The organism is Vibrio sp. QJM3NY_15 (assembly GCF_057785995.1).
Map to the genome: position 1 here is coordinate 1,656,753 of NZ_CM173518.1, position 16,061 is coordinate 1,672,813.

The 16,061-nt window shown below is 43.6% G+C and carries 14 protein-coding genes; 6 read left to right on the forward strand and 8 right to left on the reverse strand.

The window, feature by feature from the left end; all coding sequences use genetic code 11:
- Positions 1-50: 50 nt before the first annotated feature.
- From fabV to mrdA, 4 genes are all read left to right on the forward strand, one after another.
- Complete coding sequence (gene fabV / locus AC3CKG_RS23630) at positions 51-1,250, forward strand: enoyl-ACP reductase FabV (RefSeq protein WP_102542214.1); 1,200 nt, start codon at positions 51-53, stop codon at positions 1,248-1,250.
- Between the two features lie 179 nt (positions 1,251-1,429).
- On the forward strand, positions 1,430-3,337 hold the full coding sequence (locus tag AC3CKG_RS23635; RefSeq protein ID WP_102542215.1) for a bifunctional diguanylate cyclase/phosphodiesterase: 1,908 nt from the start codon (positions 1,430-1,432) through the stop codon (positions 3,335-3,337).
- A gap of 119 nt (positions 3,338-3,456) precedes the next feature.
- The gene (locus AC3CKG_RS23640) at positions 3,457-5,130 is read left to right on the forward strand and encodes an ABC-ATPase domain-containing protein (RefSeq protein WP_065112992.1); all 1,674 of its coding nucleotides are present in this window, start codon (positions 3,457-3,459) and stop codon (positions 5,128-5,130) included.
- A gap of 240 nt (positions 5,131-5,370) precedes the next feature.
- A complete protein-coding gene (gene mrdA, locus AC3CKG_RS23645; RefSeq protein WP_102542216.1) occupies positions 5,371-7,269 on the forward strand; it encodes a penicillin-binding protein 2 in 1,899 nt (632 codons plus the stop codon).
- An 83-nt stretch (positions 7,270-7,352) separates the two neighbouring features.
- Here mrdA and AC3CKG_RS23650 read toward each other — a convergent pair whose 3' ends face one another.
- Together AC3CKG_RS23650 and AC3CKG_RS23655 are read right to left on the reverse strand one after the other, a co-directional pair.
- Positions 7,353-7,991, reverse strand: a complete 639-nt coding sequence (locus tag AC3CKG_RS23650; RefSeq protein ID WP_102542262.1) for a DNA-J related domain-containing protein — start codon at positions 7,989-7,991, stop codon at positions 7,353-7,355.
- Between the two features lie 176 nt (positions 7,992-8,167).
- A complete protein-coding gene (locus tag AC3CKG_RS23655) occupies positions 8,168-9,007 on the reverse strand; it encodes an isopenicillin N synthase family dioxygenase (protein WP_102542217.1) in 840 nt (279 codons plus the stop codon).
- A gap of 200 nt (positions 9,008-9,207) precedes the next feature.
- Here AC3CKG_RS23655 and AC3CKG_RS23660 point away from each other — a divergent pair, with 200 nt between their 5' ends.
- A complete protein-coding gene (locus AC3CKG_RS23660; protein WP_488529975.1) occupies positions 9,208-9,816 on the forward strand; it encodes a DUF2238 domain-containing protein in 609 nt (202 codons plus the stop codon).
- Between the two features lie 80 nt (positions 9,817-9,896).
- Here AC3CKG_RS23660 and AC3CKG_RS23665 read toward each other — a convergent pair whose 3' ends face one another.
- From AC3CKG_RS23665 to AC3CKG_RS23685, 5 genes are all read right to left on the reverse strand, one after another.
- Positions 9,897-10,148 (reverse strand): hypothetical protein, encoded by a 252-nt coding sequence (locus AC3CKG_RS23665; protein WP_017067298.1) that lies wholly within the window; start codon positions 10,146-10,148, stop codon positions 9,897-9,899.
- A gap of 12 nt (positions 10,149-10,160) precedes the next feature.
- Positions 10,161-11,078: an EamA family transporter gene (locus tag AC3CKG_RS23670; protein WP_372161852.1), complete on the reverse strand. Its 918-nt coding sequence runs from the start codon at positions 11,076-11,078 to the stop codon at positions 10,161-10,163.
- A gap of 30 nt (positions 11,079-11,108) precedes the next feature.
- Positions 11,109-12,800, reverse strand: coding sequence for an SgrR family transcriptional regulator (locus AC3CKG_RS23675; protein ID WP_488529497.1), 1,692 nt, complete (start codon positions 12,798-12,800; stop codon positions 11,109-11,111).
- A 164-nt stretch (positions 12,801-12,964) separates the two neighbouring features.
- Positions 12,965-13,198, reverse strand: a complete 234-nt coding sequence (locus tag AC3CKG_RS23680; protein WP_065105723.1) for a DUF3389 domain-containing protein — start codon at positions 13,196-13,198, stop codon at positions 12,965-12,967.
- A gap of 87 nt (positions 13,199-13,285) precedes the next feature.
- Positions 13,286-13,711: a hotdog fold thioesterase gene (locus AC3CKG_RS23685; RefSeq protein ID WP_004730936.1), complete on the reverse strand. Its 426-nt coding sequence runs from the start codon at positions 13,709-13,711 to the stop codon at positions 13,286-13,288.
- A 169-nt stretch (positions 13,712-13,880) separates the two neighbouring features.
- On the opposite strand from AC3CKG_RS23685, the gene AC3CKG_RS23690 reads away from it, so the two are divergent.
- Complete coding sequence (locus AC3CKG_RS23690) at positions 13,881-14,669, forward strand: M48 family metallopeptidase (protein ID WP_065105722.1); 789 nt, start codon at positions 13,881-13,883, stop codon at positions 14,667-14,669.
- A gap of 114 nt (positions 14,670-14,783) precedes the next feature.
- On the opposite strand, the gene AC3CKG_RS23695 is transcribed toward AC3CKG_RS23690, so the two are convergent.
- Positions 14,784-15,866, reverse strand: a complete 1,083-nt coding sequence (locus AC3CKG_RS23695) for a site-2 protease family protein (protein WP_372203011.1) — start codon at positions 15,864-15,866, stop codon at positions 14,784-14,786.
- Positions 15,867-16,061 lie beyond the last annotated feature (195 nt).

Consider the following 16,061-nt stretch of genomic DNA (forward strand, 5'->3'; position numbering starts at 1 on the left):
CAGCTTTACGTTAGCCTGAGTGCATATCACCGTTAACTGTAAGGTTATTTATGCTGATCGAACCTATTATCAAGGGTGTGGTAGCCAAAAGCGCTCACCCTCTTGGCTGTAAAGAAGCCGTCAAACAACAGATCAAATTTGTTAAGAGTGCGCCGCAAATCAAAGATGGCCCTAAACGAGTCCTGATCATCGGCGCATCCTCTGGCTTCGGGCTTGCCGCTCGTATCGCCCTTACCTTTGGCGGTGCTAAAGCAGACACCATCGGCGTCTCATTCGAGCGCGGTCCTAATGAAAAATCCTTAGGCACTGCAGGTTGGTACAACAATATCTACTTCAGAAGAGAGGCCGAACGAGAGCAGCGTACTGCGATCAACATCGTTGGCGATGCCTTTTCACAAGAGACACGCTCCCAAGTTGTCGAAGCCATCGAAACTTACTTCGAAGGCGAAGTGGATCTCATTATCTACAGCTTAGCCGCTGGCGTTAGACCGAAACCAAATTCCGAAGACTTCTGGCGCTCTGCGATCAAGCCAATTGGTGAAAGCGTCACTGGCGCGACGATATCTCTTGAACACGATCATTGGGTAACTAACACGCTTGAAGCAGCAACCGAAGAAGAAGCCCAAAGCACACTTAAAGTCATGGGTGGAGAAGACTGGGAAAACTGGATAGACGAGCTGATCAATGCTGAATCGATTGCTCCAGGCTGTAAAACCATCGCATTTTCTTATGTTGGCCCAGAAGTGACGCACCCTATCTACTTAGACGGTACTTTGGGGCGAGCTAAGATCGACCTTCATCAAACCAGCCATGCACTTAATCTTGAGCTAGCTAACTTTGATGGCAATGCTTACGCGACCGTGTGTAAGGCATTAGTCACCAAGGCAAGCGTATTCATTCCGGGGTTAAGCCCTTACCTGCTTGCTTTATATAAAGTGATGAAAGAGAAAGAAACGCACGAAGGTTGTATCGAACAGATGCAGCGCTTGTTTAGCAGCAAACTGTATGGTCAGGAAAAAGTGCCACTTGATGGTGAACGACTAGTGCGAATGGATGAATGGGAACTCGATCCAGAAACCCAAGCTCATGTGACAGAGTTACTTGAAGCCATGGATGAAAACAACTTCCAATCAATCGGTGACTATCAAGGTTTTAAAGAAGAGTTTTTACAGTTGAACGGTTTTGCTCAACCATCGGTAGACTATAAACAGAAACTTAACACTGAAGATTTTATAAAGTTAAAGCCTTAATCGAAACTTATCTCATTACTGAGACCCAGATTCATATTTGAAAACCTCTGCAAAATTGCAGAGGTTTTTTTCTGCAACTTTTCTTATACTTAATTAACGTAATGTTCACAGGCTATTTGGTTTCATCATAATTAACACAGGATGTGTTGATGCATTAAGCATAATTGACTCGGAGTCATATGAAGAAAATTAAAACTCTAGATTTAGACATCCCAGACGACATGAAATCCGGTTGGCAAAATATTGTCGACTTGCTGGCTCAGATCACGGAGGTCCCAGCGGCTCTCATCATGCGTGTCCACAGCAACTCCATCGAAGTTTTTTCAACCAGCCGTAGCGAAAACAATCCTTATTCCCAAGGCGACTCAGAAACATTAGGCAATGGCTTGTACTGCGAAAAGGTAATGGAATCTCAGCAAAATCTCGTTGTACCTAACGCCTTGGCTGATCCCGAATGGGAAGATAATCCTGATATCAAACTTGGTTTGGTGTCTTATTGTGGTATTCCGTTACTTTGGCCGAATGGCGAGTTGTTCGGTACGATCTGCATCTTAGATTCTAAAGAAAACCACTACACACCTACCTATATCAAGTTACTTGAAAGCTTTCGTACTTCAATCGAATCTCAACTCAAGACTTTGTTTCAGCACGCGAAACTGACTCAGATGAATGAAGAGTTAAAAAACCGCGTTTACACTCGAACTAAAGATCTCGCGAGCCTGAACTACTCACTCAACCAAGAGATTGATAAGCGCAAAGCGGCTGAACAAAAAATCAACTTCCAGAAGAACCACGATCTTGGTACCGGATTTTTGAACCGCAACGCATTTGAATCTCGCTTAAACCAAAGGTTGGCTACCCAGAATAGACTGACCGATTGTTCCTACGCTGTCATTCATATCGGCTTTACCAATGGTCGACGCATCCAAGCTCGTTACGGTTATAACGCATTAGACCAAGTGTTGGTTGAATACCGTCAACGAATCGAAAGCATCTCCGATGTTGAAGTTTTCACGGCGCGCCCTACTTCTGTTGACCTCGTATTGGCGTTCAGCGTTAAGGATTTACAGCATCGCCTCGAAGAACTGTGCAAGAGTTTGGTTAATGTTGGCCATTCAGAATTCGCCATAGATAATGACAAGGTTCATTTGCATGCTTTTATTGGTATTGCGATAACTGACAACGAAGACGATGCTGAAAGTGCGCTGCAAAAGTCGTCAGAAGCGATGCTTGCCTGTAAAGACTCAGGGCAAAAGTTTGCTTATTACTCTCAGTCACATACCGAAGAACAAAGTCACCTGAATAAGATCGAAGGTTATTTGTTACACGCCGTTCGTAATGACGACTTGATGCTCTATTTCCAGCCAAAAGTCTGCCCGCTCACTCATCGCTGGGTTGGCGCAGAAGCGCTGTTACGTTGGAGACACCCTGTTCTTGGTGATATCTCAAACGAAACCTTGATTCACATGGCGGAACAGAATGGTTTGATCTTCGAGGTTGGCAGCTTTGTGTTGCGGAACGCGATTGAAAAAGCCAAAGAGTGGTCACAATACGTCGACGATTTCAAAATGGCGGTTAATGTGTCTGCCGTCCAACTCAAGAACGTACATTTTGCCGAACAGGTTATTCACCTCTTAGAAACCTATCACCTTGAACCGCACTTTTTAGAACTCGAAGTCACTGAAAGCGGCCTGATCGCGGATGAAGTGGTGGCTAAGAACACCTTGGAATCTTTGCATGATATTGGTGTTACATTGTCACTTGATGATTTCGGTACCGGCTATGCCTCATTCAGTTACCTCAAGAAGTTCCCATTTGACGCGATCAAAATCGATAAGAGTTTTGTCGACCAAATGTTGAACTCAAGTGAAGACAAAGAGATTGTTCGTTCTATTGTTCAAATTGCCAAAAAACTCGACTTAAAAGTCACCATCGAAGGCATTGAGTCAGAAGTTCAGGAGCAATTCATCGTTGAAGAAGGCTGCGATGTTGGACAAGGTTACCTCTACGGAAAGCCGATGCCCGGGCAAGAATTCGAACATAGCTTAGTCAATCAAAACTATTTGGGGTCAACTCGTTACGCTTAAAGCGAAAAAGAGCAGTTTGTTTTGGATTTAGGTCTACTTTCTCTTTACTCTAAAGGTGGTGATTTTTATAATCGCCGCCTTTCTGTTTTTATCTTCCCTTTATATAGGCATTCCTCGTTATGGATCAGTTGACTGCAAAGCTTAAAAAGCTCGAAAAACAAAACTTCCGCGCATATCAACAAATTAAAGGTCAATACGACTTTGCTGATTTCGAATTACACATCGACCACGTTCAAGGTGACCCGTACGCATCTTCTTCACGTTTTCGCGCAACACGCGCTTGGTCGTTAACAGGGTTAGGTTGGCTGAAAGAAAAGTCTTACGAATACCAAGTAGCAGCGCGTGATTTTATTGCACGTAGCTTCTCTGAGTTTGCTAAGCAAGAAGCGACCGTGTCTATCGCATTAACGGGTCAAACTGTTTTGGATAACACATCAGTGGTTTTCACCGAGCACGGTATCGAAATCCGTTTTCGTATTAACCTACCAGCTGATGGTCGTAGCATTCTTGCAAAGAAAGCAATCAACATCATTACGTTCTATTTGCCTAAGTTTATTCGTCGTGCAACGCTTGAACGCGAACTCAACATCGAAGCGATGATTAAGCATTGTGAAGCTGTTGAAGACCAAGACGCATTGCGCGCTCAATTGGAAGAAAACAACCTAGCGGCATTCGTTGCAAACGGCAGCGTATTACCTCGTATCGCAGGTAACTGTGATTTACCAATGAAAGGCGCGGTTCCTTTCTTAGCACCAGAGTCTTTGAGTGTTACCTTAAACACACCAAACCAAGGTGATGTGACCGGTTTAGGCATTCCTAAAGGCATCACACTGATCGTTGGTGGTGGTTTCCATGGTAAATCTACACTATTGAACGCCGTTGAACGTTCTATCTATAACCATATTCCCGGTGATGGTCGTGAAGGCATCGTGACTGCGACTGATACGATGAAGATCCGTGCTGAAGATGGCCGATGTGTACATAACTTGAATCTTTCAAACTACATCAACCATTTACCAATGCAGAAAGACACGTCTGATTTCAGCACACAAGATGCTTCAGGTTCGACTTCTCAAGCGGCTTGGTTACAAGAATCTATTGAAGCGGGTGTACAAACGCTCCTTATCGATGAAGATACTTCAGCGACTAACTTCATGATTCGTGACGAGCGTATGCAAGCGCTAGTATCAAAAGGGGCTGAGCCTATCACTCCACTTGTTGACCGTATTGGCCAACTGCGTGAAGAGATGGACATCTCAACTATCGTGGTAATGGGTGGTTCTGGTGATTACTTAGATGTGGCTGACACTGTGATTCAAATGCACGACTACCAAGCGGTAGACGTAACTGAAAAAGCACAAGAAGTGATCGCTCAACACCCAACTCAACGAACTAACGAATGTGAGACAGCATTAGAAACGTTTGTTCCTCGTTCATTAAACCGCGCAGCACTGATGAATATTCTTACTGACGGTAAATTCCGTGTTAACGCGAAAGGCAAAGAGTCACTGCGTTTTGGTAAGGAATTCGCGGACCTTTCTGCATTAGAGCAGTTAGAGTCAACTTCAGAAGTGAACGCGATTGGTTGGGCATGGTTCCAGTTTGCACAAACTCCAGGTTGGTCAAACAATCCCGCTAAAGAGTTTAGCGCTATCTTAAGCGATGAGTGGCACGTGAACATGCCAAACTACGGTGACTTAGCGAAACCAAGAGTATTGGATGTAATGGCCGCTCTAAACAGAATGCGTAAATCTCAGTTCAAACCTTCGAACTCGAACTCCAACTCGAACTAATATGTCGCGTTAAGTTAACCTTATCTCGTATTACGGCTCTCATTTATGAGGGCCGTTTTTTTGCGTTCAATTCCTATATTTCTATCTGATTCGGCCACTCTTTGCGTGACTGCATTGCTGGTCAGCGCTTTAATCATAGAAATCCAAAAAATCATGACACAGTTTTTACAAATCTATAGTGATATTCAGATAAAGTCCCGATTCGATAAGTGTAACTAAATGTAACAACCTGAGGTTTTGATGAACCACAAACGCGTAAAAATGCGTGATCATAAAAGTGAAGTAAGGCTGTTTAGGAATCGTGTCATCGTCGCATTTTCCGGGATATTACTTTTCACTCTCGTCTTAGTTGGAAACTTATACCGACTCCAAGTTGATAATTTCGAAAGTTACCAAACCCGAGCCGATGGTAATAGGATTAAAGTCCTTCCTATCGCACCGATGCGTGGGTTGATTTATGACCGTAACGGTGTGTTGCTTGCTGAAAACAAACTCGTCTTTGATCTCACCATGATCCCAGAGAAAACCGACGATGTTGATTCGATGTTAGAAAAGCTTAATAAATTCATTCCGTTAAACGAAGAAAAAATTGCTCGCTTCAAAGCGCGTTATCATAAAACACGTCGTTTTAAATCAGTGACGATATTAGAGAACCTAAGTGAAAAAGAAATCGCTAAATTCTCTGTTCACCAATATCAATTTCCTGGCCTGTCTATCGACACCAGTCTCAAGCGTTTCTATCCAAATGGTGAAGTTCTAACTCATGTCTTAGGATATGTAGCTCACATCAACGACAGTGACCTCAGAAAGCTCGAGGAACAAGGGAAAGAAGCCAACTATCAAGCGACGACCATTATCGGAAAGTTGGGGGTCGAGCGTTATTACGAAGATTTGTTGCATGGCCAAAAAGGCTATCAAGAGGTTGAAGTAAATAGCCGCGGCCGCGTCGTAAGGACGATCAAATACGTTCCCCCTGTCGCAGGCAAAGACATCGTGCTTAATATCGACCTTGATTTGCAAAAATACGTTTTCAAGCAATTAGATCACCGCACTGGTAGTGCAATTATCTTGGATCCAAAAGACAACAGTGTATTGGCGATGGCGTCGAGCCCAAGTTACGACCCCAACCTGTTCGTCGATGGCATTTCAAGTAAGAATTATCGAACTCTACTAAATGACCCTGCCCACCCGTTGGTTAACAGAACCACTTTGGGCGTTTATCCCCCGGGTTCAACGATAAAGCCCTTCATGGCTGTTGCAGGTTTGCAGGAACATGTTATTTCCGAAAATACGATTCGCAATGATCACGGTTCATGGCAGATTCCCGGCTCTAAACCTAATTCTAAAGCATGGAGAGACTGGAAGCGTTGGGGCCATGGTCCGGTGGATGTCACACAAGCTATTGAAGAATCGGTTGATTCCTTCTTTTATCAAACTGCCTTTGATTTAGGGATCGATCGTATTTCAAGTTGGATGAATCGATTTGGTTTTGGTGAGCCCACCGGGATCGATATCTATGAAGAAAGCAACGCCAACATGCCAACCCGAGAATGGAAAATGGCTCGTTATCGAACGCCTTGGTATCAAGGTGATACAGTCCCTGTTGGGATCGGGCAAGGCTATTGGACGTCGACTCCTCTACAATTAGCAAAAGCGACGTCTGTATTAGTCAATCACGGAAAAGTGATGCCTCCACATATCCTAAAGGCGACGTTAGAACACGGAGAAGATTTTGAGAAACAGCACGTTGTTGATCCTCAACCTATGCCGTCGATTGAGGAAGTGCCAGACAAAATATGGGATATACCGATTAACGCAATGCGATTAGTGAACCACGGCAGTCGTGGTAGTGGTAGACGTGCATTTAAAGGCGCTAACTACATCAGTGGCGGTAAATCCGGTACTGCCCAAGTATTTGATCTTGCGAAGGATCAGGTCTACAACTCTAAAAAGCTCGCAAGGCACCTACTCGATCATGCTCTGTATACCGCGTTTGCACCTTACGATAACCCGGAATACGTTGCCACAGTGGTAATTGAGCACGGTAATGGTGGTTCAAAAGTCGGAGCGCCTTATATCCGAAAAGTGCTCGATTTTGCATTTGAGCATAAAAGCGGCCAGAACAAAGATAACTCCTAGTACCAAGAAAGCCCCACTCTAGATTCATAGTATGGGGCTTTTTATTTTAGGGTTTCATTAAACGTAGCTCGAGACTCCGTAGATTACGAGCTTCTTAATACATGCCATGCTTCGCACAATGTCTGAAACTTAGCCGTGTTGCCCTCGTCCCTATCTGGATGCCAACGTAGTGCGAGGCGTCGCCACCTTTTACGAATCTCTTGTTGAGTCGCATCTAATGGCAACTCAAACAAACTGAGTGCATGGCTCCTGTCCATATCCGTTTCACTGCCACCAACAAACCTTTTATATCGAGTCCAAAACTCATTCAACAACCTTTTGACTTCACCCTCATTCGCCTCATAGTTAAGCCAGTTAATGTAGTAGTCACGCAATGGGTCTTGGAGGTCGATGGTATGAGTGTTGCCATGATAACGGCCGCTCATCAGTTCAATGTCCATGGCTTGAACCTGCAACCAACTATCTGGATATAATGTCTCTTGCAATTGATAGAGGGCGTTCATAATTAAGAAGTTTTTCTTAAACAGCTCTTTTTCAGGTACGGGATCTAACACTGGTACCAAACCGAGATCTTTAAGGTGTGCCGCCAAGGTATGCACTTTCCATCCACATGGCTTTTGCTTAAGCACTTCCATAATTGGCCAAAGCAACGGGTTTTCCATATGTGCTTGAAAATTTGGGCTAATATCCTGATGACTTGGTGAATCTGGATTGTCTAACATAATTAAGTGAGCCGTTGCCATATGCATTTGAGTGTCTTATCAATTGAAAGCGATTTACGACAGTTTGTCGAGTTTCAAATCAAATAAACATCAATCCGTTGCACCAGATATACAAAAGGCCAGCATTACGCTGGCCTTCAAGAGTATACAGTTCAACTTATATGAGCTTTAACTGATTAGATAACGCCAAGCTCTCTTAGACGTTCCATTAGGTATTCATTTGCCGTGTACTTCTCAGACAAAACCACTTCTGGTTTCGGGTGAAGGAAAAGAGGCAAAGAAATTCGAGACTTTTCTTGGCGAGCACCTGATGGGTTGATTACACGGTGAGTCGTTGATGGGAAGTAACCACCAGACGCTTCTTGCAGCATGTCACCGATGTTGATGATCATGTTACCGAAATCACATGGCACATCAATCCACTCATCATTTTGAGCTTTAACTTGAAGGCCAGGCTCGTTTGCAGCAGGAAGAACAGTCAGTAAGTTGATGTCTTCATGTGCTGCTGCGCGGATAGCACCTGGTTCTTCATCACCTTGCATTGGTGGGTAGTGAAGAACACGAAGCAGCGTTTGTTCGCTACCATTAATCATTTCAGAAAGCGCGATTGAGAACTTATCTTGTACTTCTTGAGGCGCATGCGCTTCAACCCAACCTAATAGCTCTTGAGCAAAAGCATTAGCACGTTGGTAGTAATCTAAAATCTGTTCTTTTAGCTGTTCAGGAATCTGACCCCAAGGGTATACGTGAAAGTACTCTTTGATGTCTTTTACAGTGTGGCCCTTAGCAACTTCAGACACTGAAGGTGGAAAATATCCATCTTGTGTTTCAACATTAAAGCGGAAGTTCTCTTTCTCTTCAGAAATGAAGAATTGGTACCAGTTCTCGTAAATTGACTCAACAAGCTCTTTTGGGATCGGGTGATTCTTAAGAACACCAAAACCCGTTTCACGTAGAGAGCGAACAAATTGTTCTGCTGCATCGTCAGCAAGGTAATCGACAGTTTCCAGTTTCATGACTTTTCTTTCTTGTTATGTAGTGATGCAACGATTTTAAGGATCGCTTTGTTGTAAATCAAACTTTTGTGAAACTCTCGCAACCGTTTGTCTAGATACTGGGCGATAACGCTGGTTTTCAACAAATATGGTGATTAGAGCGCAATTGAACGCTGTTCATTATTGTGTAACTATACATGAAACTTATACAGGATCTTATGATGACAATTACGCCACTTGCTCAAAATAGACCTCTACTCTCACTAACTTCTGTCTATCTTGTTATCTTTCTCTTTTCAGCCTTTGCTCCGTCTTCAAGAGCCGTTTGGATCGCTGAGATTATCCCTGCTCTCGGTATTCTTGTCGGGATATGGTGGTTATCCACCAAGCTTACCTTTTCAAAGACGGCTTACGTCCTGATGTTCATCTGGTTGGTTCTGCATACAATTGGTGCTAAGTACACCTTCGCTGAAGTACCCTTTGATTGGTTTAATAACTTGATTGGATCTGAACGCAATAACTTCGACCGCGTGGCGCACTTTTCGATTGGTCTTTACGCTTATCCGCTCGCTGAATATTTGATTCGTAAGAAATTGGCTCAACCAGTGTTGGCGTGTTTCTTTGCCTTATTTGCGATCATGAGTGTTGCAGCAGGTTATGAGATTATTGAGTGGTGGTACGCGGAGATTGCAGGTGGTGATGAAGGTATCGCATTCCTTGGTTCACAAGGCGATATTTGGGACGCGCAGAAAGATATGCTTTGCGACACCACCGGAGCGATAGTATCGCTAGTGATTCTTAAGCTTCAAGGTCGAGTCAGAACTTATTAATATTAGCCTTTAAACTTGAACTTCAGTACCAGATTTGAAATGCCACACACATTATGTGCTGTGGCATTTATTCTTCTCTATTACTTCATTGTTACCTTGCCACCCACAAACTTGTAGGCTGGCGTACCTCGAACCAAGGTATCTCGCGCAAATTCAATTCCGCACTCAGGGCACACACATGGCTCTGTCGTGAAATCTTCAACGATGCGTTCCTTAAAGCACTTAACGAGCGCTCCTTTACCGCCTTTTCGATACTTGAAAAGTTGCGTCTTACATTTAGCGCAGAATATCTGAACCGTTTTGGTCGGTTGTTTCTTGTTAGGTTTAGCCATAGTAGTTAGTGATTAAGCTCTGTGTTTCTTAAGTTTAGGGGCGACAAGAACCAAGCTTATCCCAAGTAAAATGACAGTCGATGAGATAACAAATTGCATGGTGACAGGTTCAGATAGCAACAAAACGCCGCCAAGTGTCGCGATAACTGGAACAGAAAGTTGCGCAATAGATGCGACCACTGTATTCAGCTTTTTCACCACGTAATACCACAAACTATAACCCACACCAGAAGCCACTGAGCCCGACAATATTGCGTAAATCAAACCTTGTTCAGTGATGGATATTTGCGATGCCACGCTTGGAATAACCGCTAACAGGCTTACTAACACAAGGATCGCTAACGAGCTAAATCCAAAATTGGCTGTCGTAGATTGCAACGCATTTGTGGATTTCTTACCCGCCAATGTATAAATCCCCCAGCCAACTCCAGCCAGAGTCATCAATATGATTGAGGTTACATCTGGCGAACTTGACGATTCCGTCGGCATGAGTAAGTAAACGAGCCCAGAAACTGACAACAAACAACCACACCACTCTAACAATGACATTCTGTTGCCAGCTAACAGGTGTGCGGCAATCATAGTGAATTGAACCGCGACAAACAGAACCAAAGCACCAAGCCCTGCCCCTAGCGTTAGATAAGCAAACGAAAAGCCGAACATGTAAACAAGTAACGCCACTATGGCAGTTAGATCAAACTGAGAACGAACCTTGGTATACGTCGATGTGTTGTTGACCGCTTTATCTTGTTTGCGCTTAGCGCTTGAAGATAAGGTTAATAAAATCAACAGGGTAAACGCACCCGATATGATACGCACGATCGAGAAACTCAAAGGATCAATCGTTTGATCCATCAAAGCCCAACGACACAACACTGAATTGGCCGCAAATGCCACCAGCGTAATAAATGTGATAATCACCGTTTGCATCGTGTTGTCCTAATCAAGTTAACTCTGGTTTTAATCAACGTCAGGTTTGACCCAAACTTGGCTAAAGTCGAACCAACCAAGCGCATTACACTTTGCGTTCTGCAGCGTACCGCACTGGTCTTTGTTTACACCTAGCCAGCAGTGGAACATCGGGATCAACTGATTGCTTTGCACAAGTTGCTTACCTAGTTGTCTTGCTGGGAATTGCTCAAACTCGCCCGAACGCCAACGATCAATCATGTGACACCATTGGTCAAAATCTTCTGCTGGGCTGGATTCATCAAGAAAACTGTAATCCATTAACCAACCGGCCAGCGCATCATCTCTATTATTGGCAATCCCCATTGGGTTAATCCAAATATCAACATTGTCGGCGTGTGGAGGATCAGTTTCGTAACCGAAAAGCTCGACATCAACATTATATTGCTTCAACACAGTGACGATGGCTTTAGCGAGTGTTGGAAACATTGGATGTTGGCATTGATACGCCAATCTCACGCTTGGTTTAGTGCTTGCTGGTGGACAAATTGGTGTTTTCAACTTGATGTCATACCAACCCGGTTTGATTCCGTAAGCATGCAGCACACCCAAGTCGATAACTGTCTCTTTCGGAATATGCACAAACAGATCTGAAGCGTTCAAAGCATTTGATAAGAACTCAGCCCACGCTGGATCTTGTGCGATGCCCTTCTTTCTATTGAGTAGTAAATACGTACAACCCGGATCAAGTTCAACTTCATCGCTGTCACCACGGTCTGCCATTACTGGTTTAGAAAGGCTTGGGTAAACCATTGATGAATAAGCCTCATCGACCACCCAAACTTCAACGCGATCAATCAGCGGCCTAAAACCAAAGTATCCGTTGAAAGCCGTTAACACGAGTTGCTTCTCATCGTTCTTTTCAATGCGATAAGGGCCAGTACCAATAGGTCGAATATCGTAGTCTTCACCACGTAAAATCATCGGCAAGGTCACTTTAGCGACCGATTCGGTAAGCGCGAGTGGGAAGTACTTATCTGGACGCGTCAGAAAGACATCAACCACGCAATTGGCCGGTGATGAGACATCTTTAATATGAGAGAACATATTGAGCGGCTCGAGCAAAAGAAGCGTATCCACAACGTGGCTTGTTAACAGCGGTTCTCCATTATGAAAACGAACGCCCGGCCTTAGAAAGAATCGCCATTGGTAATCGTTAATCTTTTGCCATGAATGAGCAAGATCAGGCTGTAGTTGATCGTTCTCATCGAGGCGCGTTAACCCACTGAACACCTGACACGTGATGTGTTGTTCAGATCGTCGCATAGATTTAGTTGGGTTAAGCATGGAAAGTGGACGGTAGTAAGGCAAACGAATAACTTGCTCACCTTCTTGATACTGTACGCCCAAGTAATTTTGAATCACTTGAGTAAGCTTGGCTGCATTATGATCAAGTACCGACAGTGCTTGGCCAATTTTACCTTCTTCTAAGTAGCGGCGTGCTAGGTTTTCGCTTACATCACAGCGATTCTGCTTAAAGATAAGCTGAGAGAGCTTGCCTCGACCTGCTGCGGGTAACCACTCTACCCAACCCTCTTCTTCGAGTTTATTAAGCACCATTCTGGCATTACGACGCGTACAACAGAGCACATCTGTTATGTCGTCGAGCTGAACATCAGAATCTTTACCATCGAAATATTCGAACAGGGTTTCAAATTGAACGCGAAGTCTTGGGCTACTCATAAAGAGGAAAACTTATTCAAAGGATATTGAATTCAGTTTCCCTATTTTATGAGTCAAAATCAATCGAACTTACTAAGTTTTTACGAAGAGATTACGAATGTGACTTGATTAAGTGGACTTAATAGAAAGTCAAAAACCGAATTAAACGTTGTTATAACCTATGGTTACATTACATCGCAGCCGATTTCAGTGGCGATATCACGGAGCTGTTGTTCATTGTCTAATTTAATCGACCATTTACATTCTGAACCGTTGGCAGAAATAACGTTTGCCCCTTTTCCGATCAGTTGAATCGCATCGACTTGCGCTTGCAGTGTGACTCTATGCTCACCATCTAAACGAACAACCAACTCATGTGGCGTTGCAATGACTTTTCCACTTTTAAACGTTATGACCATGGATTTCTCTAACTAAAATAAACAATTTGTATATGAGGTTAATAAGCTGGGGTTGAGTGATTCCTATCCCCAGCCTTTGTTATCGAATTAGCGTTTGTGCTTCTTCACAGCAATGGTTAAACGGCTTGTACATACCAAGCGTTGACGCTCATCAGTGATGTTTATCTGCCATACTTGGGTGGACACACCAAGGTGAATGGGCTCGGCAGTGCCAATAACATGCCCTTCACGCATCGAGCGAACGTGGTTTGCGTTAATATCCAAACCAACGCAATAGTAGCCTTCTGGTACACAGAAATTAGCCGCTAATGAGCCAAGCGTTTCAGCTAAAACTACCGATGCGCCGCCATGAAGCATGCCCAGCGGTTGGTGCGTAAAATGACAAACCGGCATGGTCGCCACCAAGGAATTATCGTTGACCTCAGTGTAAACAATGTTGAGGTGCTCAATTAAGGTATTTTTTGAGGTCGCGTTGAAGGTATCTAGGTCAACGGGCTTTTTCCAAATACTCATGTGGGTTCCTTAATTATTGACTTTGTTTGTGCGTAAGCTGCTTTACTAACACGAATGGAGATCGTAACGATAACAATCGTTCTTAAATCCAATAGTTATCTTACAACTATTAGTTATTACGCAAGTTGATGTTAACATGCATAAAAACCGAATACACAGAGGATATTGTATGACGTCATGGATGAAGTTTACCTCGCTTCTCACACTAGCAGGCCTGACCGCATGTAGCGCTTCCCCGACAGGAAGAAACCAACTGCTGCTTTTTTCAGATCAAGATATGTCTCAGCTTGGAGCACAATCTTTTGAGCAAATGAAGAAAGAACAGCCAATCAGTAAAGATGCAAAAACCAACGCTTATGTTCAGTGCGTAGCGAACAGTATTACTCAACACATCCCTAAGCAAGGCTTTAGTGAATGGGAAGTCGTTGTTTTTGATAGCGACCAAGTGAATGCGTTTGCCCTACCTGGTGGAAAAATTGGCGTATACACGGGTTTACTCAATGTTGCTGTTAATCAAGACCAACTCGCAACAGTTATCGGACACGAAGTGGCTCACGTTCTCGCTGACCACAGTAATGAACGTCTATCTCAATCTCAAATCGCTAATACTGGCTTATCTATTACTAGCGTCGCGTTAGGCGCATCAGAATACAAACAGTATCAGGGCATGACAATGGCTGCGTTAGGCTTAGGTGTTCAATACGGTGTTGTTCTACCTTATGGCCGAACTCAAGAGTCTGAAGCCGATATTGTAGGCTTAGAGTACATGGCTCAAGCTGGGTTCGATCCAAAACAAAGTGTCGATTTGTGGCAAAACATGGCGAAAGCATCAGGTGGGAACCAACCACCCGAATTACTTTCTACGCACCCTTCCCACAATACGCGTATTAAAGATCTACAAGCGAAAATAAAAACGTTACCTCAATCTGGAACATCAAGACCAAATTGCAAAGCGTAACCTGATGCTAGATTAAATTCAGAGCCTCAAATACAAAAACGCCCTATCCATATTGGTTAGGGCGTTTTTAGTACATCAAGCTAATGAGTTATTCAGATAGCGTTAACTATTAGGTTATGTACCTAAAATTTGTAACGGTAGGCTGAGTAACTGATCGCCAGTTGATGCGAAGTACCAGATAACGCCGATTAAACTGCTCACTAAGCCAACATACCAAAGGAATGATACGACTTGGCCATATTTATCTAATGGCAATAAATGGCTATGGTGACGCCCTTTCCATTCGAATAGGATTTCAACACTACCCATGATCAATAAGAAACCAAATAAGGTTAAATTCAACTGGTAACTCAACACGACGCCAGAAATCGCTGCTGCCACACAAAGCACAATGCCAAGAACGCTGTTCATTGAAAAACTGATACTTTTCAACACATGGCCGCCATCAAGAGGCAAAATCGGCAGTAAATTGAACAGGTTTAACAAGGCATTAAATACCGCAAGCCCGGCAAAGAACATCTCGCCAGTCGCCCAGTACAACACCATAAATATCAACGACAATATCAAGCCAAACAATGGCCCCATGATAGAGATAACCACATCTTGCCATCGTGTATTGATCTTTTCGTCGGATAACGCCAAGCCACCAAGGAACGGGATTAAATAGATGCCTTTGGTCTTCATGCCAAAGTATTTCATTGCTCTGATATGACCGTATTCATGGAACATAAGACAAGCGATCAGGGCAAGCGCGAACTGAATTGAAAATAGCCATGAGTAAGCCGCTAAACTCGCAGAGGCAAGTACCACCTTAATTAACTTGGCACTCTTGAGGGCTTTCATACCCAGCGACACTAGCCCTATTAAGCTAAAACGTTTCTCAGGCTTAGGTGCTACAACGGGAGTTTGTTGCTCGATATCTTTAGTATTGCGATTGCCTTCGGTGATGGTTTGGCCATTAACAGACGCTTTGTATGTCATCTCAAATGGTTGCCATTGAACCAACGCCTCAACGTGACACTGCAACGTTTCTTCTCCAGATCGGAGCGTAAATGTATGCGTTCTCGCATCACCTTGATCTGTCGTTGCATCCAACTGAGAGACCAACGTGTTATCCCAAAATAACTGTTGCCACCCTGCCATTGACCCCTCTAAACGAAGCGGTTTACCAAGAAACTCTATCGCGAGTAATTCCAAACTAAAATTCCAATTTAATGACTTTCTAAATGAACCAACATTATGCCGATTTAGCGATTAGCGGTAAACATAAACAAAGTTGTTACATATTGAGCAGTTGAACACTATTTGTACCAATGAGATTCACAATCATTCTGGTCACACCTCCAACCACCAATAAACCATTGATTGTAGTTATATTATTAGTGTTAAAGT

Coding starts and splice junctions, on each gene's coding strand:
- AC3CKG_RS23640 (WP_065112992.1), top strand. CDS start 3,457: ATGGATCAGTTGACTGCAAAGCTTAAAAAGCTCGAAAAACAAAACTTC.
- mrdA (WP_102542216.1), top strand. CDS start 5,371: ATGAACCACAAACGCGTAAAAATGCGTGATCATAAAAGTGAAGTAAGG.
- AC3CKG_RS23685 (WP_004730936.1), bottom strand. CDS start 13,711: ATGAGTATTTGGAAAAAGCCCGTTGACCTAGATACCTTCAACGCGACC.
- AC3CKG_RS23690 (WP_065105722.1), top strand. CDS start 13,881: ATGACGTCATGGATGAAGTTTACCTCGCTTCTCACACTAGCAGGCCTG.
- AC3CKG_RS23680 (WP_065105723.1), bottom strand. CDS start 13,198: ATGGTCATAACGTTTAAAAGTGGAAAAGTCATTGCAACGCCACATGAG.
- fabV (WP_102542214.1), top strand. CDS start 51: ATGCTGATCGAACCTATTATCAAGGGTGTGGTAGCCAAAAGCGCTCAC.
- AC3CKG_RS23675 (WP_488529497.1), bottom strand. CDS start 12,800: ATGAGTAGCCCAAGACTTCGCGTTCAATTTGAAACCCTGTTCGAATAT.
- AC3CKG_RS23665 (WP_017067298.1), bottom strand. CDS start 10,148: ATGGCTAAACCTAACAAGAAACAACCGACCAAAACGGTTCAGATATTC.
- AC3CKG_RS23635 (WP_102542215.1), top strand. CDS start 1,430: ATGAAGAAAATTAAAACTCTAGATTTAGACATCCCAGACGACATGAAA.
- AC3CKG_RS23650 (WP_102542262.1), bottom strand. CDS start 7,991: ATGTTAGACAATCCAGATTCACCAAGTCATCAGGATATTAGCCCAAAT.
- AC3CKG_RS23670 (WP_372161852.1), bottom strand. CDS start 11,078: ATGCAAACGGTGATTATCACATTTATTACGCTGGTGGCATTTGCGGCC.
- AC3CKG_RS23655 (WP_102542217.1), bottom strand. CDS start 9,007: ATGAAACTGGAAACTGTCGATTACCTTGCTGACGATGCAGCAGAACAA.
- AC3CKG_RS23660 (WP_488529975.1), top strand. CDS start 9,208: ATGACAATTACGCCACTTGCTCAAAATAGACCTCTACTCTCACTAACT.